The organism is Streptomyces sp. NPDC058758 (genome assembly GCF_042746075.1).
Classification (GTDB): domain Bacteria; phylum Actinomycetota; class Actinomycetes; order Streptomycetales; family Streptomycetaceae; genus Streptomyces.
The window spans coordinates 141,149-162,432 of sequence record NZ_JBHYPS010000010.1 but is presented as its reverse complement, the minus strand read 5'-3'; the positions used below and the strand labels follow the sequence as shown (position 1 = coordinate 162,432).

Genomic DNA, 21,284 nt, shown 5'->3' with positions numbered 1-21,284 from the left:
CCGTGTCCACCCTGACGAAGGAGCGGAGGGAGGACGCCGTGCAGGCCCCCCGCCCGCCCGCCCCGGGCCGGTCGCTCCTGCGCGGCTGGCGGGACTGGGCCTCGGTCGCCTGGTTCCTCGTCCCGGCCCTGGTCCTCTTCCTCGTCTTCGTCCTCGCCCCGATCGTCGTCGCCGTCTTCACCGGCTTCTTCAAGTGGGGCGGGATCGGCCCCATGGACGACTTCGTCGGCTTCGGGAACTACACCCGGCTCCTCGAGGACGAGGTCTTCCTCGGCGACCTGGGCCGCGGGCTGTACCTGATCGTCCTGTCGGTCACGGTCCAGCTGCCGTTCGCGTTGTTCACCGCGGTCCTGCTCAACCAGCGGCTGCGCGGCCGGGCCGTCTACCGGATGCTGTTCTTCGCCCCGTACATCCTGTCCGAGGTCGTCACGGCGGTCCTCTTCACGATGGTCTTCCTGCCCGGCTCCGGCATGGCCGACCACCTCGCCGGCCTGCTGGGCCTGGAGGGCCTGCAGGGCAGGTGGCTCGCCGACCCCTCGACGGTCATGCCGACCCTCTTCGTGGTCATGGTCTGGAAGTACTTCGGCTTCCACATGATGCTCTTCCTCGCCGGGCTGCAGGGCATCCCCGCCGAGATCCTGGAGGCCGCCTCCATCGACGGCGCCGGCGCCTGGCAGCGCTTCCGGCACGTCACGCTGCCGCTGCTCGGCCCGACGATCCGGATCAGCGTCTTCCTTTCGGTCATCGGGTCCATCCAGCTCTTCGACCTCGTCTGGGTCATGACCGCGGGCGGCCCCAACCACTCCTCCGAGACGATGGCGATCGCGATGTTCCAGTTCGGCTTCAAGCGCTACCAGGTCGGCTACGCCAGTGCGATCAGCGTGGTGCTGTTCATGATCAGCCTGGTCTTCTCCCTCTTCTACCAGCGCTACGTGCTCCGCCGTGACCTGAGCGGCGCCGTGACCACGGGAGGCGGCCGGTGAACGCCCGCCGGGCGGCACGGGGCCTGTCGCTGCACGCCGTGGTCTGGCTGATCGGCGCGTTCGTCGCCGTCCCGCTGGTCTACGCGGTGCTCTCCGGGTTCAAGAGCACCGGCGAGCTCACGAGCAATCCGTTCGGGCTGCCGGAGGAGTGGAAGGTCGGCAACTACGCCGGCATCCTCGGCGACGGGATGTTCTGGCGGCAGATCGCCAACAGCGCGGGCATCGCGATCGGCACCACGTTCTTCACGGTGGCGGCCTCCGCGATGGCGGCGTTCGTCCTGGCCCGCTACGCCTTCCGGGGCAGGGAGCTGTTCTACGGGCTGTTCACGATCGGGCTGATGTTCCCGTTCGCGGTGGCCGTCCTGCCGCTCTTCCTCATGCTGCGCACCTTCGGCCTGCTCGACAACCCGCTCGGGGTGATCCTCCCGCAGGCGGCCTTCGGGCTCCCCATGACGATCATCATCCTGCGCGGTTTCTTCCGGACCATCCCGGCGGAGATCGAGGAGGCGGCCGTCATGGACGGCTGCGGCACGTTCCGCTTCTTCTGGAAGATCCTGCTGCCGATGGCGCGTCCGGCGCTCGGCACGGTCTCGGTCCTGGCGATCGTCGCGAGCTGGAACAACTTCTTCCTGCCGCTGCTGGTGTTCAACGACCCGAAGTGGCAGACGATCCCGGTCGGCGTCCAGCAGTTCCAGGGCCAGTACTCGACCGACTACGCGCTCGTCCTCGCCTACATCGTCCTTGCCATGGTCCCCGCCCTCGCCTTCTACGCCGTCGCCGAGCGGCAGCTGATCGGCGGCCTCACCGCGGGCGCCACCAAGGGCTGACCCGCCCGCCCCACCCCTCCCGAGGAGATCCCGTGAAACGTCTGACCACCCTGACGGCCGTCATATTGTTAGCGCTAACAACGCAGGTCGCGGCCGCGGACCCAGAAACCCCCGCCCGCCCCTCCATCGACTTCCGCGCCGACCTCCAGCCCATCGACGGATTCGGCTTCTCCATGGCCTTCCAGCGGGCCGACCTGCTGCACGGCGCCCGCGGCCTCGGCCCCGCCAAGCAGCGCGAGGTGCTCGACCTGCTGCTCGACAAGGAGAAGGGCGCCGGCCTGTCGATCCTGCGCCTCGGCATCGGCTCGTCGACCGACCGGGTCTACGACCACATGCCGACGATCCTGCCGACCGACCCCGGCGGCCCCGACGCCACCCCGGAGTACGTCTGGGACGGCTGGGACGGCGGCCAGGTCTGGCTCGCCAAGGAGGCCAAGGCGTACGGCGTCAAGCGGTTCTTCGCCGACGCCTGGAGCGCCCCCGCCTTCATGAAGACGAACAAGAACGAGAACGACGGCGGCGAGCTGCTGCCCGAGTGGCGCCAGGCGTACGCGAACTACCTCCTCCAGTACGCGAAGTTCTACCAGCGGGAGGGCATCGGGATCACCGACCTGGGCTTCACCAACGAACCCGACTGGACGGCGACCTACGCCTCGATGCGCTTCACCCCGCAGCAGGCCGTCGACTTCCTCAAGGTGCTCGGACCGACCGTCCGCGCCTCCGGGCTGAGGACCGAGGTGGTCTGCTGCGACGCCGCCGGCTGGGACCGGCAGGTCGCCTTCACCGAGGCCATCGAGGCGGACCCCGAGGCCGACAGGACCGTACGCACCGTCACCGGCCACCGCTACAGCGGTCCGACCACGGTCCCGCAGCCCACCGACAAGCGCGTGTGGATGTCGGAATGGTCACCGGACGGCACCACCTGGAACGAGAACTGGGACGACGGCAGCGGCTACGACGGCCTCACCGTCGCCGCCGACATCCAGAACACCCTGACCGTCGGCAACGCCAACGCCTACGTCTACTGGACCGGCGCGTCCCTCGGCGCCACTCGGGGCCTCATCCAGCTCGCCAACCCCGGTGACGACTACCGGGTCTCCAAGCGGTACTGGGCGCTGGCCGCCTTCAGCCGCTTCATCCGGCCAGGCGCCGTCCGCGTCCCGGTCACCCACGCCGGCCCGGCACTCCAGGTCACGGCCTTCCGCAACACCGACGGCAGGCGCGTCATCCAGATCCTCAACACCGCCACCACCGAGACCTCCGCCGCCTTCACCCTGCGCGGCGGACACGACCGCCACCCCGAGGCCTACGTCACCGACGAGACCCGCTCGATCACCCCCGCCGCCGTCGCCTCCACGCACGGCACGACCCTCACGGCCACGCTCGCCCCGCGCGCGCTGACCACCATCGTCCTCGACTGACCCGACCACGAACCGAGGAGCCCTCCATGCCCCTGTCCCGGCATCTCGTCGCCCTCTCCGCCGCCGTCTGCGTCGCGGCCGGCCTCGCCGCCGCCCCCGCGAACGCCGAACCCAAGCCCAGGACGCTCGGCGAACTCGCCAAGAAGCACCACAAGTACTTCGGCTCCGCCACCGACAACCCCGAGTTCACCGACGCCGCCTACCTGAAGCTCCTCGGCAGCGAGTTCGGGCAGACCACCCCCGGCAACGCCATGAAGTGGTACGCCACCGAACCCGAGCCCGGCGTCTTCGACTTCACCGCCGGCGACGAGGTCATGGCCTTCGCCAAGGACCACCACCAGAAGGTCCGCGGCCACACGCTCGTCTGGCACAGCCAGCTCCCCGCCTGGCTCACCGACCGCAGCTGGACCGCCGAGGAGCTGCGCCCCGTCCTCAAGAACCACATCCAGACCGTCGCCCGGCACTACAAGGGCCAGGTCATCCACTGGGACGTCGTCAACGAGGCGTTCAACGAGGACGGCACCTACCGCGAGTCCGTCTTCTACAAGACGCTCGGCCCCGGCTACATCGCCGACGCCCTGCGCTGGGCCCACGAGGCCGACCCGCACGCCAAGCTCTACCTCAACGACTACAACGTCGACGGAATCAACGCCAAGAGCGACGCCTACTACGAGCTCGTCAAGCGGCTGAAGGCCGACGGCGTCCCGGTCGAGGGCTTCGGCCTCCAGGGCCACCTGGCACTCCAGTACGGCTACCCCGCCGGCGTCAAGGAGAACATCCAACGCTTCGCCGACCTCGGCGTCGAGGTCGCGGTCACCGAACTCGACATCCGGATGGAGCTCCCGGCGACCCCCGAGAAGCTCGCCACCCAGGCCACCTGGTACGCCGACTACGTCAAGGCCTGCCTGGAGGTCGAGAAGTGCGTCGGCGTCACCGTCTGGGACTACACGGACAAGTACTCGTGGATCCCCTCCGTCTTCCCCGGCGAGGGCGCCGCGCTGCCCTACGACGAGAACCTGGCGCCCAAGCCCGCCTACCACGCCCTCAGGAAGGTGCTCGGCGGATGATCAGGACCGCCATCGTCGGAACGGGCGGGATCGCCGGCGTCTGCCACGTCCCCGCCCTCCGGACCCAGGCCCACCGCGCGGAGATCGTGGCGGCCGTCGACGTGGACGCCCTGCGCGCCGAGGAGTTCGCGGCCGGGCACGGCATCCCCGCCGTCCACACCGACCTGCACACGATGCTCCGGGAACAGCGCCCGGACGTCGTGCACCTGTGCACGCCGCCGTTCCTCCACGCCGAGCAGGCCGTGGCCTGCCTGGAGGCGGGAGCGTGGGTGTGGTGCGAGAAGCCGGTGGCCCTGTCGCTGGCCGAACTCGACCGCGTCGAGGCCGCCGAGGGGCCCGCTTTCGCGGGCGCGGTGTTCCAGCACCGCTACGGCTCGGGAGCCCGGTACCTGCGCGACCGGATCGCGTCCGGGGCCCTGGGGCGTCCCCTGGTCGCGCAGTGCGTCACGGCGTGGTACCGCGACGACGCCTACTACGACGTGCCCTGGCGCGGCACCTGGCGGAGCGAGGGAGGCGGCCCGACCATGGGCCACGGCATCCACCAGATGGACCTGATGCTCGACGCGCTCGGCCCATGGGCCGAGGTGCGGGCGATGGCCGGCCGCCTGGAGCGCGACGTCCAGACCGAGGACGTGTCCGCGGCCCTGGTCCGCTTCGAGAACGGAGCCCTCGCGACGGTCGTCAACAGCGTCCTGTCCCCCCGCGAGGAGAGCTACCTCCGGTTCGACCTCACCGACGCCACGGTCGAACTGCGGCACCTGTACGGCTACTCCAACGCGGACTGGACGTTCACCGCCGGGTCGTCCGACGCGAAGTGGGAACCGCCGGACGACCTGCCCAGCTCGCACACCGCCCAGCTCGCGGCCTTCCTCGACGGCTACGAGGCGGGCGTCCGGCCCGACCTCGGCCGCACCACCATGGAACTGGTCACCGCCCTGTACAAGGCCGCGCTCACCGGCCTGCCGGTCCGGCGCGGAGAGATCGACGCGGCCGACCCGTTCTACGGCTCGCTCCACGGAGGACGCCCGGAGGTGTTCCGATGACGTTCGAACTCCTCCGGGACGACGGCTCGCTGACCGTCCGGACGCGCGGCGTCGACCTCTTCCGGTACGTGCACCGCCCGGTCATGGACCCCTTCGAGGCCCCCAAGCCCTACCTGCACCCGGTGCGCACGCTCGCCGGCGACGTGGTCACCGGATACCGTCCGCACGACCACCGCTGGCACAAGGGCATCCAGTTCACGGCGTCGTGGCTGTCGGGGCAGAACTTCTGGGGCGGCGGCACCTACCTGCGCGGACGGGGCTACGTCGACCTGCCGAACCTCGGCACGATGCGCAGCCTCGCCGTCTCCGCCGGGACGGACCGCGACCGCGCCCTGATCACCGAGGACCTCGCCTGGCACACCATGGCGGGGGAGCGCTGGATCGACGAGCGCCGCACGCTGACCGCGCGCGACGTCGAGGACGACTCCTGGACCCTGGAGTTCACCACCGCGCTGACCAACGTCCACGACACCGCGCTGGTGTTCGGCAGCCCCGGCACCCAGGGCAGGGAACTCGCCGGATACTCCGGCCTATTCTGGCGCGGCCCGCGCGACTTCACCGGCGGCGAGGTGATCGGCCCCGCGATGGGCGGGAAGGGCGACCGGCTGGCCTTCGTCGGCAGGCACGACGAGGTCGACCGCGCCTCCACGCTCCTGTTCCTGGACGATCCGGACGCCCCCGGCCGCTGGTTCGTCCGCAGCGAGCCCATCCCCGCCGTCAACCCCTCCCTGGCGTTCGACGAGGAGGTGCCGCTGACCCCGGGCGACACCCTGGCGCGCCGTTACCGGATCGTCGTCGCCGCCGGCGCCTGGACCCCCCAACGGCTGTCGCGGCACGTCATGGAGCACCCGTGGTGACCCCGCTCCCCGGCGGCGTGGGGATCTCCGACCTGACGGTGTACGACTGGGAGGCCGCCGACGGGCTGTGCGGCGGCACCCCCCACATGCACCTCGTCTGCTCCGAGGCGTACGTCGTCACCGGCGGCGAGGGCAGCGTCCAGACCCTCACCACCTCCGGTTCCGCCGACACGCCGCTGCGTCCCGGCGACGTCGTCTGGTTCACGCCGGGAACGGTCCACCGGCTCGTCAACGCCGGCGGCCTGCGCCTCCTGGTGCTCATGCAGAACAGCGGGCTCCCCGAGGCCGGCGACGCCGTCTTCACCTTCCCCCCGCCCGTCCTCGCCGATCCCGACGCCTACCGGGCGGCGGCCGACCTGACCGGCGACCCCGCCGTGGCGGCGCGCCGCCGCCGCGACCTGGCGCTCGAAGGCTTCCTCGCGCTGCGCGCGGGCGGGCTGCGGGAGTTCCACACCGCGGCCCACCGCCTGAAGCGCGAGCTGCTCGACGCCTGGTGGATCCGCTGGCGCGACGGCCCGCTGGCCGCGGCCCTCGCGACCGGCGGCCAACTGGCCGCGCTGAAGACCGGAGACCTCTCCCACCTCGCTCACGGCGAGGTCACGCGGCTGGAGCGCCCGGCGGATGCGCGCTTCGGCATGTGCGGCCACCTCCACCCCTACCCCGTCCCCGCCTCCCCTCCCCACCCCCCGAAGGAGCTCTTCCGATGAGACTGCGCCGCCCACCCCTGGTCCTGAGCCTCGTCCTCGCCGTCCTGTCGTCCCTGCTGCTCGGGGCGACCCTCCTCACCGCCCCGCCCGCCGCCGCGGCGACCGTCGACACCAACGCCTGGTACGTCCTGGTCAACCGCACCAGCGGCAAGGCCCTGGACGTCTACAACCTGGCGACCGGCGACGGCGCCCGCATCACCCAGTGGACCCGGAACGACCAGAACCAGCAGCAGTGGCAGTTCGTCGCCTCCGGCGACGGCTACTACCGCGTCAAGTCCCGCCACTCCGGCAAGGTCCTGGACGTCCAGAACAGCTCCACCGCCAACGGCGCCGCGATCGTCCAGTGGTCCGACGCGAACGGCACCAACCAGCAGTGGCGGCTCGCCGACAGCGCGGACGGCCACGTCAGGCTCATCGCCCGCCACAGCGGCAAGGCCCTGGAAGTCCAGGGCGGCTCCACCGCCGACGGCGCGAACGTCGTCCAGTACGACGACTGGGACGGTGCCAACCAGCAGTGGCAGCTCGTCAAGGTCGCCGGGGGCGGCACCCCGGGCACCTGCGAGCTCCCCTCGACGTACCGCTGGTCCTCGACGGGCGCGCTGGCGCAGCCCAGGCCCGAATGGGCGGCGCTCAAGGACTTCACCGTCGCCCCCCACAACGGCAAGCAGGTCGTCTACGCGACGAGCCACGGAGCCGCGGGGACGGGCAAGGGCTGGGGCGGGATGAACTTCACCCCGTTCACCGCCTGGCCGGAGATGGCCTCGGCCGGGCAGAGCGCCCTTCCGTTCACGGCCGTCGCGCCCTCGCTCTTCTACTTCGCGCCGAAGAACGTCTGGGTGCTCGCCTACCAGTGGGGCGGCTCCTCCTTCTCGTACCGCACGTCGAGCGACCCCACGAACCCGAACGGCTGGTCGGCGGAGCAGGTGCTCTTCACCGGCAAGATCACGGACTCGGGCACCGGGCCCATCGACCACGCCCTGATCGCCGACGGGTCCAACATGTACCTGTTCTTCGCCGGTGACAACGGCAGGATCTACCGGTCGAGCATGCCCCTCGGGAACTTCCCGGGCAGCTTCGGCTCCTCGTACACGACGATCATGAGCGACACGGTGAAGAACCTCTTCGAGGCCCCGCAGGTCTACAAGCTCCAGGGCCAGAACCGCTACCTCATGATCGTCGAGGCCCGCGGGGCGAACGAGCACCGCTACTTCCGCTCGTTCACGGCCACCAGCCTGAACGGCACGTGGACGCCGCAGGCCGCGACGGAGGGCAACCCCTTCGCCGGCAAGGCCAACAGCGGTGCCACCTGGACCAACGACATCAGCCACGGCGAGCTGCTGCGGACGAGTGCCGACCAGACCATGACCGTCGACCCCTGCAACCTGCAGCTGCTCTACCAGGGGCGCAGCCCCGGCTCCGACGGCGTCGACTACGGCCTCCTGCCCTACCGGCCGGGCCTGCTGACCATGCAGCGCTGACGCGGTGACGCCGCTCCGGCTCCGCCGCGGAGCCGGAGCGGCGTCACCCGGCGGGCGGCCGGGCCCGCCGGTCGGCGCTTCAGCGCCCGCCCGCGTCGCGGTAGCGGGCCGGGGGGACGCCGTAGCGGTCCAGGAACGCCTTGCGCAGGGCCTCCGGAGTGCCGAAGCCGCAGCGGGCGGCCACGGAGGCCACCGGGAGCGAACTCGACAGGAGGAGGTGCGCGGCCGTCTCCGTGCGGACGCCCCGGACGTACCGGCCGGGCGGCTCCCCGAGGCACCGGGTGAAGAGCCGGGTGAGGTGGCGGGGCGTCATCCCGGCACGGGCGGCGAGCGCGGGCGTGCTCAGGTCGTCGTTCGGGTGCGCGGCGATGTAGGAGGCGAGGACGCGGACGGTGTCCTCCCGGGGCGGCGGCGCCGCGGTGAACACGCTCATCTGGCGCTGGTCACCCGGACGCTGCATGTGGACGACGAGGTGCCGGGCCACCTGGCGCGCCGGCTCCGGACCGTGGTCCTCCTCGATGAAGGCCAGGGTCAGGTCCAGCGCGCTGGTGATGCCGGCCGACGTGTACACGTTCCCGTCGCGGATCCACAGCGGCGCCGGGTCCACCCGTACGTCCGGGTAACCGCTCGCCAGACGCGGGGCGAAGTGCCAGTGGGTGGTGGCCCGCCGGCCGTCGAGGAGCCCCGCCGCGGCCAGCACGGCCGCGCCCGTGCAGACGGAGGCGATCCGCCGGCTCTCGCGGCTGAGACGCCGGACGTGGCCGACCAGACGGGGGTCCGCGGCGAACCGCTCGACGCCCAGCCCGCCCGAGACGACGAGCGTGTCCAGCGGCCCCCTCGTCCGCTCCAGGGACTCGACACCCGCCAGCGTGAGCCCGGTGCCGCACCGGACCGGGGCCCCGCCCGGGGCGAGCACCCGCACGCGGTACGGCGTACCCGGGTCCCCGAGCGCGTTGGCGAGGGCCAGGCCCGTGGTGACGCAGGCGATGTCGAGGAGTTCGGCCGACTCGAAACCGACGACGGCCACCACCCGTTCAGCGCGATCCCCCATGCGCCGACCCTAGTCCGCACGGACGGCCGGCCCAAGACGGCGGACATCCCGGGAGCGAACCGGTGACCGGAGCGGCCCCGCGCCGGACAGTGGGGCGCATGACGACGATCCGCTTCCTCGCCCACCGCTGGCCGGCCTGGCTCGCCCTCGCCCTCGCCGTGGCGACCTTCGCCGACGGGCTCCCGCCCACCTCCTTCCTCGCCGCCCTCCTCGTGGTCATGCCGCTGTGCTACCTGGCCTTCGGGGCCGCGCGCGGCGAACTCGGCGACCGGCGCGCGCTCACCGTCCAGGCCGCCGGCCTCGCCGTCTTCTGCGCGTGGGCCGCGGCGGTCCTCCTCCTGGACGGCAGGACCGCGCTGTACGTCGTGGCCGCCGGCTGGTTCGCCCACGCCCTGTGGGACCTCGCGCACCACCGCGCCGGCCGGGTCGTCCCCCGCGCCTGGTCGGAATGGTGCGGCGTCGTCGACGCGGCGGGCGCGCTGGCGATCGTCCTGCTGGTCTGACCCCGCCCCGCGGCACCGCTCCCGCGGGGGAGCCGGGCGCGACGGGGCGTCAGGGAGCGGTTCCGGCCAGCAGGGAGTGGCCGAGAGGGGTGAGGCTGTGCAGGACGGCCGTTCCCGTGCGGACCGTGTCGACCAGCCCCGCGGCCCGCAGGACCCCCGCGTGGTGACTGGCCGCCGGGAGGGAGACGCCGGCGCGTTCGGCGAGCGCCGTCGTGGTGGCGGGGGTGCGCAGGAGGGCGAGCACCCGGGCCCGGGTGCGGCCAAGGAGTGCCGCGAGCGCCTCCGGCCGCTCGTCCCCCTCGGCACCTTCGCCGGCCGCCTCGTACAGGGGGTGGACGAGGACGGTCGCCGCCTCCGGGCGGTACATCACCGACGGTCCGGTCGCGAACCACGAGGGGACCAGCAGCAGCCCCCGCCCGCACAGCGGGACGTCGTACGTCGACGCCGACGGCAGGTGCAGGGTGGGGTACCGCCACCGCCAGGTCGTGCCGAGCGTCGTCAGCAGGGCTTCCACGCCGCCGCGGAGCAGCATCTCCGACCGCAGCGCGCGATCGGCGAGGACGTCCCGGCGGATCCGCGGCCAGAGCGGTTCCACCCGCCTCGCGAAGAAGTCCCGGGTCTCGTGGAGCAGGGCCCGGCTCGCGGCCGGGGAGCCCTGGGCCAGCTCGCGCGCCCACCGGCCGGGCCGGACCAGGCCGCCGTTCCACCCCTCCGCCTCGGGGATCCCCAGATCGAGCGCCAGCCGCTCCACGGGCGTCGCCACCGCCGCCTCCAGAGCACCGGAGAGGTCGTGGATCCCCGGCTGCAGCAGGAAGTCCGGCACGAAGCCGTCCTCCGCGAGCAGTTCGGCGAGCACGCCGGCCCGGAGGCCGGGGCCGCCGCGCGGGGAGCGGTCCCACTGCCGGACCGCGGACCGCGTGCGACGCGTCTGCCCGGGGTTCCGGCCCCCGCCTCCCCGCCCGCCCGGACGCAGACCCAGCCTCGCGCCCAGCACGGTCTCCGCCAGCGCGTTGGCCGCCGGAGCGAGCGTGATCCGGCACAGGTCCTCGGCGGTGAAGTGAAGACGGATCATGACACGGGATTATCCGCCCGCCGCACCCTTTCGACGAGGGTCGAAAGGCGCTGCGTTCCGCGCGCGGATGCCGCACGCTCCTCTCGTCCCCTTCGACTCGCGCAGCATTCCCACGGAGGTCGCGCCGATGCGCCGCATTCCCGTCCGTACCGCCTGCCTCGCGGCCGCCCTGCTGCTCACGGCACTCGCCGGAGCACCCGTACCCGCCGCCGCGCGGGACCTGCCCGACCTCTACGTCGTCTCCCGGGAGGCGGGCGTGCTGCCCGAGGGGATCGCGATCACCCCCGACGGCACCCTGTACGTCTCCTCCGACGGCCTCGGAACCCTCTACCGCGGCCGGATCGACGCCCCGGACCTCGCGCCGTTCCCGGCGCGCGGGCTGGAGGACCGCCCCAGCACCCTGGGCGTGCACACCGACCGGCGCGGCCGCGTGCTGTCCGTCGGGGGCGCCACCCTCACCGTGCACGACCGCCACGGACGGCTGCTCGCCCGCCGCACGGCCGAGAACGGACCGCTCGGCGCGCCGCACCTGAACGACCTGGCCGTGACCGGGGACGCGGTGTACGTCACCGACTGGGCCAACCCCGTGATCCACCGGGCGGAGATCCGGGGCTCGACCGTGGGCCCGCTCGAACCCTGGCTCGACGTCCGGGCCGCGTTCCCCCGGTTCCCGCCCCAGTACTGGCTGTTGAACGGCATCGTGGCCGACCGGACGGGCTCCACCCTCCTCGTCGCGTCGAACGGCACGGAGGCGGTCTGGCGGATCGGCACCGCCGACCGGGAGATCAGCCGGCTCGACCTCGGCGACCAGTCCTTCGGCGCCGACGGCATGGTGCTCCGCGGCCGCACGCTGTACGCCGTGCTCAACTACGGGGCCCCGCAGGGCGTCTACATCGCCCGGCTCGACCGGGAACTGCGCACGGGCACGGTCACCCACCGCCTCACGGACGAACCCTTCGACCTGCCCACCACGCTGGCGAAGCACGGGTGCCGCCTCTACGTGGTCGACAGTCAGCTCGACGAGCCGCCGGGCCGGCCGCCGTACCTCGTGCGCGCGCTCCCCGACCCCGCCTGCGACGACTCCCCGTGACCCCTCCCGTGCGAGGGGGTCGCCCACCCACCGCGCCGCCACCGTTGTAGGATGTCGTCCAAACGATGACACACATGATGTCATCGAACCGACGACATCGTGAGGGGGTGCCCGTGACCACGGCCGACCAGCCGTCCACGACCCGTGCCGACCACCCCCGCGGACCGGCGTCCTTTCTCGCCGCCGCGGCGGCCCTCACGGCCATAGACGACGTGCTGCGCCGGGCCCGGCACGGCGCTCCCGACGCCGCCGGGCCCGGTCCCGAGCAGGCCCTGGCCTCCCTGGCGCTGCTGCGGCAGGTGCGCGAGCGGCTCACCGGATGGGAGACCGGCCTGATCGAGACCGCCCGTGACGCGGGCGCCAGCTGGGCCGACCTCGCCGGCCCCCTCGGCGTCGCCAGCCGACAGGCCGCCGAACGCCGCTACCTGCGCGGCCGCCCCGGCGCCACCGGCACCACCGGCGAGCAGCGGGTGACGGCCACCCGCCAGGCCAGGGCCGCCGAACGCGCCACCGCCGCCTGGGCCCGCACCCACGCCGCCGACCTGCGCCGCCTCGCCGGGCAGATCACCGCGCTCGCCCACCTCGGCCCCGAGGCGCGCTCGGCCCAGGCCGCCCTGCACGCCGCTCTCGGCGCCGCCGACGCCGCCGAACTCGTCGCGCCCCTGGCCGGCATGCGCCCCCACCTCGACGCCCGCCACGCCGGCCTCGCCGCCTCCCTGGACCTCCTCGAAGGCCGGGGGACGACAGCGGCCGCCGACGACGCCTGACCCCCGCCGGGCGGAACCGCACCCGACGGGTGCGGCCCGCTCGCCCCGCCCCGAACCACGCCGACACGGAAAGAGACCCCATGGGCAGCAGTGCCGAAACGCTGGAGTTCCAGGCCGAGACCCGCCAGTTGCTCCGCCTGGTGATCCACTCGATCTACTCGAACAAGGACATCTTCCTGCGCGAGCTGATCTCGAACGCCTCCGACGCCCTGGACAAGCTGAGGCTGGAGTCGCTGACCGATCCCGGCCTGGCCGGAACCGACGCCGCCGACCTGCGCATCTGCCTGGAGATCGACAAGGAGGCCCGCACGCTGACCGTCCGTGACAACGGCATCGGCATGACCCGGGACGATCTCGTGGAACTGATCGGCACGATCGCCAAGTCCGGCACCGCCGGCCTCCTGGAGAAGGTCAAGGAGTCCAAGGACGCCGCGGCCGCCGAGAACCTGATCGGGCAGTTCGGCGTCGGCTTCTACTCGGCGTTCATGGTCGCCGACAAGGTCACCCTGCGCACCCGGCGGGCCGGCACCGACTCCGGCACCCAGTGGGAGTCCGACGGCGAGAGCACCTACGACATCCAGGCCGTCGACGGCCTGCCCGTGGGCACCTCGGTCACCCTCCACCTCAAGCCCGCCGACAGCGAGGACGGGCTCGCCGACTACCTCTCCGAAGCGAAGATCCGCCAGATCGTCAAGCAGTACTCGGACTTCATCCGCTGGCCGATCGTGATGGCCACCGAGCGCACCGACGACGAGGGCGGGACCGTCCGCGACCACGACACGCTGAACTCGATGAAGGCCCTGTGGGCCCGGCCGCGCAGCGAGGTGACCGAGGAGGAGTACCACGAGTTCTACCAGCAGATCAGCCACGACTGGCTGCCGCCGGCCGAGACGATCCACATGCGCGCCGAGGGCACCTTCGAGTACGAGGCGCTGCTGTTCATCCCCTCCCAGGCGCCCTTCGACCTGTTCTCCCGCGACACCAGGTCCGGCGTGCAGCTGTACGTCAAGCGGGTGTTCATCATGGACGACTGCGAAGCGCTCATGCCCGACTACCTGCGCTTCGTCAAGGGCGTCGTGGACGCCCACGACCTGTCGCTGAACGTCTCCCGCGAGATCCTCCAGCACGACCGGCAGATCCGCGGCGTCCGCCGCCGCCTGGTCAAGAAGGTCCTCGGAGCCCTCAAGGACATGCAGTCCAAGGACGCCGAGCGCTACGCGAAGGTGTGGGACCAGTTCGGCCGGGCGCTGAAGGAGGGCCTGATCGAGGACGCGGACAACACCGAGGCCCTGCTCGGGCTGGTGTCGGTCGCCTCCACGCACGACCCGGAGAAGACCACCACGCTCCGCGAGTACGTCGAGCGCATGAAGGACGGCCAGGACACCATCTACTACCTGACCGGCGAGACCCGCGCGACGGTCGAGAACTCCCCGCACATGGAGGCCTTCGCCGCCAAGGGGTACGAGGTCCTGATCCTCACCGACCCCGTCGACGAGGTGTGGGTGGACCGGGTCCCGGCCTTCGACGGCCACCGCCTGCAGTCCATCGCCAAGGGCCAGGTCGACCTCGGGGAGTCCGCCGACGCGGACGAGGAGACCGGCGCCGAGGAGAAGGCCCGGCGGGAGCAGGACTTCGCGGCCCTGCTGTCGTGGCTGACCACCACCCTGTCCGAGCAGGTCAAGGAGGTCCGCCTGTCGTCACGGCTGACGACCTCGGCGGCCTGCATCGTCGGCGACGCCCACGACGTGACGCCGACCCTGGAGAAGATGTACCGGGCGATGGGGCAGCAGATGCCGCAGGTCAAGCGGATCCTGGAACTGAACCCCACCCATCCGCTCGTCACCGCCCTGCGCACGGCGCACGACAAGGGCGCCGACGACCCCGCACTGGCGGAGACCGCCGAGCTGATCTACGGCAGCGCCCTGCTCGCCGAAGGCGGCGACCTGCCGGACCCGGCCCGCTTCACCCGCCTGCTCACCGACCGCCTGGCCCGCACCCTGTAACCGCGCTCGCGGCCCCGCACGGCCTCTCCGCCCCACCCGTGGGGCGGAGAGGCCGTGCGCGTCGGTCCACCGCGCCGACCCGGTCCGGTTCCCCCGCGAGCCGGTCGGCGCGCACCTCATGAGCGAGGACCGCGCGTCATGGCGGGGAGCGGACAACGCCGTATCCGATCGCGGCACGGCTCGTTGGCCCGGCATGAACGTTCCCGGTGTGACCCGCCCGTCGACGTGGCCCCCTCGCCCCGCCCCCACCCCTCCGGTGCCGGGGGAGGCCCTGTGAGCGAGGAGATCCTGACGCTGCGGCACGAAGGCTTCGCCTACTCCTGTCGCGTCAACCGCGGGCCCGATCAGGTCACCCCGCCGGTCTTCCTCTTCGGAGGCGCGCTGCACCGCAACCACGGATGGGCCCGGAGGCTGGAGAAGGCGCTGCCCCCACGGACCACGGTCGTCACCGTCGACCTCCCCGGGTTCGGCGCGGCCGACCCCCTGCCGCCCGCCCACGACGCCTCCTTCCTGGCCGGAGCCGCCTGGCGGGCCGTGGAGAGTCTGGGCTTCGCGCGGTACGACCTCGTGGGGCAGTGCCTGGGCGGCTTCGTGGTGCAGCAGATGCTGCGGCAGGTCCGGCCGGGGGTCCGCCGCGTCGTCCTCTCCGGAGTGTGCGCGGGCCCCTGGCCCGGCCCGGAGCTGAGGGCCCGGCTCCAGAGCGCCGAGGCCGCCAGCGACCGGGGCGACCGCGCCACCCTGCTGGAGGTGGCGACGCGTCTTTTCTTCGGCACGGCGGCGGACGGGGGCGCGGGGGCCGGCCAGGGCCCCGTGCCGCAGTTCAGGGACCGGATCGGAGCCCTCGACCCGGGCGTTCTGGAAGACCTCAGGAGCCATCTCTACCGCGAGTGGTTTCCCCCGGGGATCCCGGCGCAGTCCCCGCCCGACGTGCCGGTGCTGGTCTTCACCGGGGCCGACGACGTCCTGACCCCGCCTGACGGGGCCCGCCGACTGGCCACGGGCTACCCCCGAGGACGGTTCGTCGTCGTCGAGAACGCCGGCCACATGCTCCACGTCGAGCGTCCGGACGAGTACGGGCGGATCGTGGCCTCCCATCTGGCCCACGACGGCGGGGCCGTCCCGCACGCCCGCCCGCTCGACGCGTCGGAACCGCGGGGGCAGCGCGCATGACGCGACCGCTCCGAGCCCGCCGGTGCGTTGCCCGTGGGTAGGCGACTCGTGCACCGCCGCGGACGGTTCGTCGTACTCCGGGAGCTGGCGCCGTCCGACCTGGACCGGGCCGCGGAGATGTGGGGCGACCCCGAGGCCACGCGCTACCTCACCACGGACCCGATGGACAGGCAGGCGGCCGCGGAAGCCCTCCACCACGCCGCCCTGGCGGCGGCCTCGCCCCGGCGGCGGACCTACCACCTGGCGGTCGCCCAGCACGACGACGACGCCCTCGTCGGCAGCGTGGCGGTGAACCTGGAAGGCAGGAGCAGCGCGTACGTCCATTCGTTCGTCCTGCACCCGAGGGCGCGCAACCTGTCCCTCGCCGGCGCCGACGCGGCCCGGCTCACCGCGGCCTTCTGCTTCGAGGAACTCGGACGGCACCGGTTCTGGTGCATGTGCCGGGAGGACAACACCAGCGCCCGGCGCCTCTACCTCGGCCTCGGAATGCAGGAGCAAGGCCTCTTCCGCGAGGTCGACTTCAAGGAGGGCCGCTGGCACAACCACCTGGTCTTCGACTGGCTCGCACCCCAGTGGGACGAGCGGCGCAGGCCCCCCGCCCAGCGGCGCCTCCCCGGTACCGGCAGCACGCGCCCCCACGGGACGGAGGCGGAGGCGATGCGGTGAAACGGACCCGGAGGCGGGCGGTCGTTCCGGTTCAGGGCCGGCGGGGGCGCAGCAGGTCCAGCACCGCCCGCTCGACCGCCCCGTGGGTGGCCGGCTCGCCGAACGGGCCGTCCGCCCCCAGCTCGCCGAGTGCGGGAGCGATCGTGCGGCCCTCCTCGTACAGCTCGATGACGCGGGGGTCGATGTACGACGCCCGGCACACGGCCGGCGTGTTGCCCAGGTATCCGCTGACCTCGCGGACCGCGCGGGCCACGACCCGCCCCCGCCGGGCCGGGGAGGCGTCGGACGTCCCTTCGGAGACGGCCAGGGCGACCGCGGTCAGCACGGTCGCGTACCAGGTCCTGAAGTCCTTCGCCGTCACGTCCGCCCCCGCCAGCTCCCGCAGGTACCCGTTCAGCTCCTCGGCGCGGACCTCGTGCCACGCCCCGTGCTCCCAGTACGCGAACAGCCTTCGCCCCGGATCCCCGCGCCGGAGCAGCGCCCGGACCACCGCGTGGGCCTCCTCGTCCACGAGGCTCCGGCTGAGGGTCCTGCCGGACTTGGCGGGAAAGCGGAGACGGATCTCGCCGCCGCGGCATTCGGCGTGCTCCCGCAGCAGCGTGGTGAGGCCGAAACTCCCGTTCTCCCTGGCGTAGCGCTCCCCGCCGATCCGCAGGAACCCCAGGTCGAGCAGCCTGGTCAGGCAGGCCAGGACCCGGGCGCGGGTCAGGCCCCGCCCGGCGAGGTCACGGGCGACCCCTTCGCGCAGGCGGGGCAGGAGGCGGGCCACCTTCCGCACGTGCTCGTGCTTCGCGGCGTCCCGCTGCGCGCGGAACGCCGGATGGTAGAGGTACTGGCGCCGTCCGGCGTCGTCCGTTCCCACGGCCTGGATGTGCCCGTTCGGCCACGGGCAGAGCCAGACGTCCCGCCAGGCCGGGGGGACCGCCAGGGCCCGGATCCGTTCCCGGTCCGCGTCGGGCAGCGGCGCGCCGTCCGCGTCCAGGTAGCGGAAGCCGCGGCCGTGGGGCACGCGCCGCCAGCCCGGCGCGTGGGGGTCGCTGGTGCGCAGCCGCACGGCGGCCGTCAGTCCGCGTCGGGGTGCGCCTGGGTGCGCAGCGTCCACGCCTGCCCCGCGCAGTCGTAGGGCAGGGGCGGGAACCTGTGCCCGCGGACGTCGGTGCTCTTGCTCCAGAGGTGTTCCTTGCCGCAGTCGCAGGCGTAGATGCCGCTGCGCGGCACGACCTCGCCGGGCTTCCACCGGGTCGTCTCGTCCATGGTCGGCGCCTACCCGGCCCGGACGGGCATACGCGCCGCGCTTCCACGGGCCCGCCGGAGGGAAGGGTCAGTCCGGCGGCCCGAGCCTCTTCCGCCGCGCACGGCAGAGCTGCTCGTGGACGTCCTCGGGCACCGGGAATCCGCCCGGCCGCTCCCGGGAGAACTCCTCCCACCGTTCGTCGTCCACGGATGAATCCTCTCGTCGCCCGTCATGACGACTCGGATTCTATGAAGGGCCTTCGGCGACCGGCGCCGTCCGTCCCGGCCCGGCCGCCTCGCGGAAGGCGTCGAGGAGCGTGCGCAGGACGGGGTGGTCCAGGGCACCGGCCCGGACCACCGCGTGGACCGCCCTGACCGGTTCGGGGCGTCTCACGCGGCGGACCGCGACGCCGGGGTGGCGGGCGCTCAGTCCGAGCCGGGGGACGAGGCTGACGCCGAGGCCGGCGGCGACGAAGCCCTGCGCGGTGGCGTAGTCCTGCGCGGTGGCCGCGAAGTCCGGGCTGAAGCCCGCCGCGGCGCAGGCGTCGGTGACCGGGGCGAGGCACGGGCCGGGGGGCTCGCTCCGGACCCAGGGCTCACCGGCGAGATCGGTGAGGTCGAGCACGCGCTGGGGGGCGAGCGGATGTCCGGCCGGGAGCACCGCGCGGTACGGGTCGTCGAGCAGGTGCACGACCTGGAGGCCCTGCCGGGGCGCGTCGGCCGGCGGCCGGACGACCAGGGCCAGGTCGGCGTCGCCCCGGTGCACCTCGGCCGTCGCGTCGTCGGGGTCCGCCAGCCGCGGGTCGATCGCGACCGCCGGGTGCGCGCGGCGCACGCGGGCCAGGGCGGGCGCCAGCAGGGTCGGCCCGACGGAGGCGAAGTACCGGACGGTCAGCCGGCCCTCGCGCCCGGCGCGCAGATCGGCGAGCGCGGTCTCGGCCTCGGCGAGGCGCTCGCTGATGACGGCCGTGTACCGGGTGAGCAGCAGTCCGGCCTCGGTGGGCCGCACTCCCCGGCCGACCCGTTCGAGCAGCGCGATCCCCGCCTCCTTCTCCAGGGCCGCGATCTGCTGGCTGATCGCGGAGGGGGTGTAGCCGAGGTGCGCGGCCGCCGCCGTCACCGAGCCGCTGCTGATCACGGCGCGCAGGACCTGCATGCGTCTCACGTCCATCATGTAGCACAGCTTAAAGGAGGTGCAGAACCTTTTTCTTGTCCTTCCGGGAAGTGTGCGGCAGCGTCGATGCTCACGGGACCGATCGGGAGGCAAGCGGTGAACGGTGTCACGGACAGAAGCCGGACCTGGGCGCGCATCGGCGTGCTCGCCCTGCTCTGGGGCTCGACCTTCCTCTGGATCGAGGTGGCCCTGGAGGCGCTGGCGCCGGTGCAGGTGACGTTCGGCCGGTGCCTGCTCGGGGCGGTCACCCTGCTGGCCCTCTGCCGGATCTCCGGCCGGCGGCTGCCCCGCGGCCGGGCCGTCTGGGGTCGGATCGTCGTCGCCGCCTTCTTCTGCAACGCCCTGCCGTTCGCCCTCTTCAGCTTCGGGCAGCAGAGCGTCGACTCCGGCGTCGCCGGCGTCCTGAACGCCACGACCCCCCTGTGGTCCCTGCTCCTCGGCGTGGCCACCGGCACCGAACGCGGTCCGCGGCCGGCGCGGGTGGCCGGCCTGCTGCTGGGATTCGCCGGGGTGGTGCTCGTCCTCGCGCCGTGGGAGGCAGGCGGGGCGGGGGGCTGGGGAGCCCTCGCCATCGTCGGCGCGGCGGCCGGTTACGCGGTCGGCTTCCTGTTCATGGGCCGCCACCTGGTCGGCAGGGGCGTCCCGACCCTCGCGCTGTCCGCGGCGCAGCTCACCGCCGCGACCGTCCTCACCGCGCCGACCCTGGCGGCGGGCGGCCTGACGCCGATCGAGTTCACCCCGGGACAGCTGGGCGCCACGGTGGTCCTCGGCGTCGTCGCCACCGGCGTCACCTTCCACCTCACCTACCGGAACATCGCGGCCGAAGGCGCCACCCCCACGGCCACCGTCGGCTACCTGCTGCCCGTGGTCTCCGTGGCCCTCGGCGCCGTCGTCCTGCACGAGGACTTCGGCCTCCGGACCGCCCTGGGGGCGGCGGTCGTCCTCGCCGGCGTCGCCCTGACCCGCCGGCCGACGCCGGCCGCCCTTCCGCTCGGCCGCCCCCTCTCCCGGCGGGAACAGGGCGTACGGCGGTGACCGCGGGGGCGGGGGTCACGGATCGCGGTGTCCGCCGGGTGGGGCCGCCCGGTCCTCGGCGGGGCCGGGCGGGGAGCCGGCGGACGGGGCCGGCGAGGGCTCGCCCGCCGCGAGGTGCTCCAGGACCTCCGCCAGTTCCTCGCAGGCGCGGCGCACCGAACGGCGGGTCGCCCGCTGCTCGGTGATGACGGAGGCGAGGAGCAGGGCGGTCAGGGAGGCGGAACCGTTGAACATCTGGAGCTTGACCATGATCTCGACGTCGGACAGCCGGAAGAACGCGCCCCGGTCGGACGTCGCCCCGAAGGTGGCGAACACGGACGCGAAGAGCGCGCACAGCACGCTGCCGGCGAGCTGGAAGCGGAGCGCCGTCCAGACCAGCAGGGGGAAGACGAGGAAGAGCAGGCTCATCGGGCTGAGCACCGCCACGGGGACGAGGACCAGGGTCGCCAGCCCCAGAAAGACCGCCTCCTTCCAGCGGCGCACCCGCACCCGTACGGCCGGCCCCGCGAGGACGAGCAGGAGCGGGGCGACGAGCAGCACCCCCATCGTGTCGCCCGCCCACCAGGCCAGCCACACGGCCCAGAACTCGCTCCTGTCCAGGGAGCCCGTCACCACCTGCAGTCCGACCCCCGCGGTCGCGCTGATCAGCATGGCGCCGAACCCGCCGAGGAAGACCAGCGCGAGCCCGTCGCGCAGCCGCGCCATGTCGAGCCGGAAGCCGGTCCGCCTCAGCAGCAGGAAGGCGCAGAGCGGTGCGACGGTGTTGCTCGCCACGGTGACCACCGTGGTGGGCCCCGGGGTGGTGAGGGAGGCGATGACGAGGAAGGAGCCGAGGGCGATCCCGGGCCAGACCCGCGCGCCGAACAGCAGCAGGGCGGCGACGGCGACGCCGGTGGGCGGCCAGATGGGGGTGACCACCGTGCTTTCGACGACGAGGCCGCCCAGCAGGCCGAGCCGTCCGGCCGCGTAGTAGCAGGCCGCCACGGCCAGCGAAATCAGAGCCGCCTCGGTAAGAGGCCTGAACTGCCGAATAACCAACACGCCAGCCATCAGACACCGCCCGGGCCGCCGCGACCGGGCAAGGAGCCCTGCGTGTCGGCCGCCGCCGTCCGGTACGGTCCGGGACCGGCGCGAGGT

At 73.2% G+C, this 21,284-nt stretch carries 21 protein-coding genes; 15 read left to right on the top strand and 6 right to left on the bottom strand.

Annotation, left to right across the window (positions count from 1 at the left end; genetic code table 11):
* Window positions 1–2 precede the first annotated feature (2 nt).
* The 8 genes from ACFW6A_RS15710 to ACFW6A_RS15675 are packed head-to-tail and all read left to right on the top strand — an operon-like array spanning window position 3 to window position 8,383.
* The gene (locus ACFW6A_RS15710) at window positions 3–983 is read left to right on the top strand and encodes a carbohydrate ABC transporter permease (protein ID WP_386641035.1); all 981 of its coding nucleotides are present in this window, start codon (window positions 3–5) and stop codon (window positions 981–983) included.
* Entirely contained in the window at window positions 980–1,810 is an 831-nt protein-coding gene (locus tag ACFW6A_RS15705; RefSeq protein ID WP_351856267.1) for a carbohydrate ABC transporter permease, read from the top strand. Before ACFW6A_RS15710 ends, ACFW6A_RS15705 begins: the two co-directional genes overlap by 4 nt.
* Before the next feature lie 32 nt (window positions 1,811–1,842).
* Window positions 1,843–3,231 (top strand): glycoside hydrolase, encoded by a 1,389-nt coding sequence (locus tag ACFW6A_RS15700; RefSeq protein WP_386641031.1) that lies wholly within the window; start codon window positions 1,843–1,845, stop codon window positions 3,229–3,231.
* Window positions 3,232–3,257: 26 nt separating this feature from the next.
* Window positions 3,258–4,298, top strand: a complete 1,041-nt coding sequence (locus tag ACFW6A_RS15695; protein WP_351856263.1) for an endo-1,4-beta-xylanase — start codon at window positions 3,258–3,260, stop codon at window positions 4,296–4,298.
* Window positions 4,295–5,341: a Gfo/Idh/MocA family protein gene (locus tag ACFW6A_RS15690; protein WP_386641028.1), complete on the top strand. Its 1,047-nt coding sequence runs from the start codon at window positions 4,295–4,297 to the stop codon at window positions 5,339–5,341. The genes ACFW6A_RS15695 and ACFW6A_RS15690 overlap by 4 nt, the downstream gene beginning before the upstream one ends.
* The gene (locus ACFW6A_RS15685) at window positions 5,338–6,198 is read left to right on the top strand and encodes a PmoA family protein (RefSeq protein WP_386641025.1); all 861 of its coding nucleotides are present in this window, start codon (window positions 5,338–5,340) and stop codon (window positions 6,196–6,198) included. The genes ACFW6A_RS15690 and ACFW6A_RS15685 overlap by 4 nt, the downstream gene beginning before the upstream one ends.
* On the top strand, window positions 6,195–6,905 hold the full coding sequence (locus ACFW6A_RS15680) for a cupin domain-containing protein (protein WP_386641080.1): 711 nt from the start codon (window positions 6,195–6,197) through the stop codon (window positions 6,903–6,905). The genes ACFW6A_RS15685 and ACFW6A_RS15680 overlap by 4 nt, the downstream gene beginning before the upstream one ends.
* Window positions 6,902–8,383 (top strand): non-reducing end alpha-L-arabinofuranosidase family hydrolase, encoded by a 1,482-nt coding sequence (locus ACFW6A_RS15675; RefSeq protein WP_386641022.1) that lies wholly within the window; start codon window positions 6,902–6,904, stop codon window positions 8,381–8,383. The genes ACFW6A_RS15680 and ACFW6A_RS15675 overlap by 4 nt, the downstream gene beginning before the upstream one ends.
* A 79-nt stretch (window positions 8,384–8,462) precedes the next feature.
* Here ACFW6A_RS15675 and ACFW6A_RS15670 read toward each other — a convergent pair whose 3' ends face one another.
* Window positions 8,463–9,434 (bottom strand): GlxA family transcriptional regulator, encoded by a 972-nt coding sequence (locus ACFW6A_RS15670; RefSeq protein WP_386486199.1) that lies wholly within the window; start codon window positions 9,432–9,434, stop codon window positions 8,463–8,465.
* 98 nt (window positions 9,435–9,532) lie between these two features.
* Here ACFW6A_RS15670 and ACFW6A_RS15665 point away from each other — a divergent pair, with 98 nt between their 5' ends.
* On the top strand, window positions 9,533–9,937 hold the full coding sequence (locus ACFW6A_RS15665) for a hypothetical protein (protein ID WP_351845575.1): 405 nt from the start codon (window positions 9,533–9,535) through the stop codon (window positions 9,935–9,937).
* A 49-nt stretch (window positions 9,938–9,986) separates the two neighbouring features.
* Here the strand turns inward: ACFW6A_RS15665 and ACFW6A_RS15660 are convergent, their stop codons facing one another.
* Window positions 9,987–11,009 (bottom strand): ArsR/SmtB family transcription factor, encoded by a 1,023-nt coding sequence (locus ACFW6A_RS15660; RefSeq protein WP_386641018.1) that lies wholly within the window; start codon window positions 11,007–11,009, stop codon window positions 9,987–9,989.
* 127 nt (window positions 11,010–11,136) lie between these two features.
* Between ACFW6A_RS15660 and ACFW6A_RS15655 the strand changes: the two genes are divergently transcribed.
* The 5 genes from ACFW6A_RS15655 (at window position 11,137) to ACFW6A_RS15635 (ending at window position 16,705) form a co-directional block, all read left to right on the top strand.
* Window positions 11,137–12,099: a hypothetical protein gene (locus tag ACFW6A_RS15655; RefSeq protein ID WP_351845571.1), complete on the top strand. Its 963-nt coding sequence runs from the start codon at window positions 11,137–11,139 to the stop codon at window positions 12,097–12,099.
* A gap of 113 nt (window positions 12,100–12,212) precedes the next feature.
* Window positions 12,213–12,866 carry a type III effector protein gene (locus ACFW6A_RS15650; RefSeq protein ID WP_351845569.1) on the top strand — a complete coding sequence of 218 codons (654 nt, stop codon included), beginning with the start codon at window positions 12,213–12,215 and terminating at the stop codon, window positions 12,864–12,866.
* A gap of 80 nt (window positions 12,867–12,946) precedes the next feature.
* Window positions 12,947–14,869, top strand: a complete 1,923-nt coding sequence (gene htpG, locus ACFW6A_RS15645) for a molecular chaperone HtpG (protein WP_386641015.1) — start codon at window positions 12,947–12,949, stop codon at window positions 14,867–14,869.
* 273 nt (window positions 14,870–15,142) lie between these two features.
* Complete coding sequence (locus tag ACFW6A_RS15640) at window positions 15,143–16,039, top strand: alpha/beta fold hydrolase (protein WP_386641012.1); 897 nt, start codon at window positions 15,143–15,145, stop codon at window positions 16,037–16,039.
* A 33-nt stretch (window positions 16,040–16,072) separates the two neighbouring features.
* Window positions 16,073–16,705, top strand: coding sequence for a GNAT family protein (locus ACFW6A_RS15635; RefSeq protein WP_351845563.1), 633 nt, complete (start codon window positions 16,073–16,075; stop codon window positions 16,703–16,705).
* Between the two features lie 31 nt (window positions 16,706–16,736).
* Here ACFW6A_RS15635 and ACFW6A_RS15630 read toward each other — a convergent pair whose 3' ends face one another.
* The 3 genes from ACFW6A_RS15630 to ACFW6A_RS15620 form a co-directional block, all read right to left on the bottom strand.
* On the bottom strand, window positions 16,737–17,759 hold the full coding sequence (locus ACFW6A_RS15630; RefSeq protein ID WP_386641009.1) for a DNA topoisomerase IB: 1,023 nt from the start codon (window positions 17,757–17,759) through the stop codon (window positions 16,737–16,739).
* Between the two features lie 8 nt (window positions 17,760–17,767).
* Window positions 17,768–17,959 carry a hypothetical protein gene (locus tag ACFW6A_RS15625; RefSeq protein ID WP_351845559.1) on the bottom strand — a complete coding sequence of 64 codons (192 nt, stop codon included), beginning with the start codon at window positions 17,957–17,959 and terminating at the stop codon, window positions 17,768–17,770.
* Window positions 17,960–18,185: 226 nt separating this feature from the next.
* Complete coding sequence (locus ACFW6A_RS15620; RefSeq protein WP_351845557.1) at window positions 18,186–19,112, bottom strand: LysR family transcriptional regulator; 927 nt, start codon at window positions 19,110–19,112, stop codon at window positions 18,186–18,188.
* Window positions 19,113–19,208: 96 nt separating this feature from the next.
* Here ACFW6A_RS15620 and ACFW6A_RS15615 point away from each other — a divergent pair, with 96 nt between their 5' ends.
* The gene (locus tag ACFW6A_RS15615) at window positions 19,209–20,147 is read left to right on the top strand and encodes a DMT family transporter (protein ID WP_386641006.1); all 939 of its coding nucleotides are present in this window, start codon (window positions 19,209–19,211) and stop codon (window positions 20,145–20,147) included.
* A gap of 15 nt (window positions 20,148–20,162) precedes the next feature.
* On the opposite strand, the gene ACFW6A_RS15610 is transcribed toward ACFW6A_RS15615, so the two are convergent.
* The gene (locus ACFW6A_RS15610) at window positions 20,163–21,197 is read right to left on the bottom strand and encodes an MASE1 domain-containing protein (RefSeq protein WP_351845553.1); all 1,035 of its coding nucleotides are present in this window, start codon (window positions 21,195–21,197) and stop codon (window positions 20,163–20,165) included.
* Window positions 21,198–21,284: the final 87 nt, after the last annotated feature.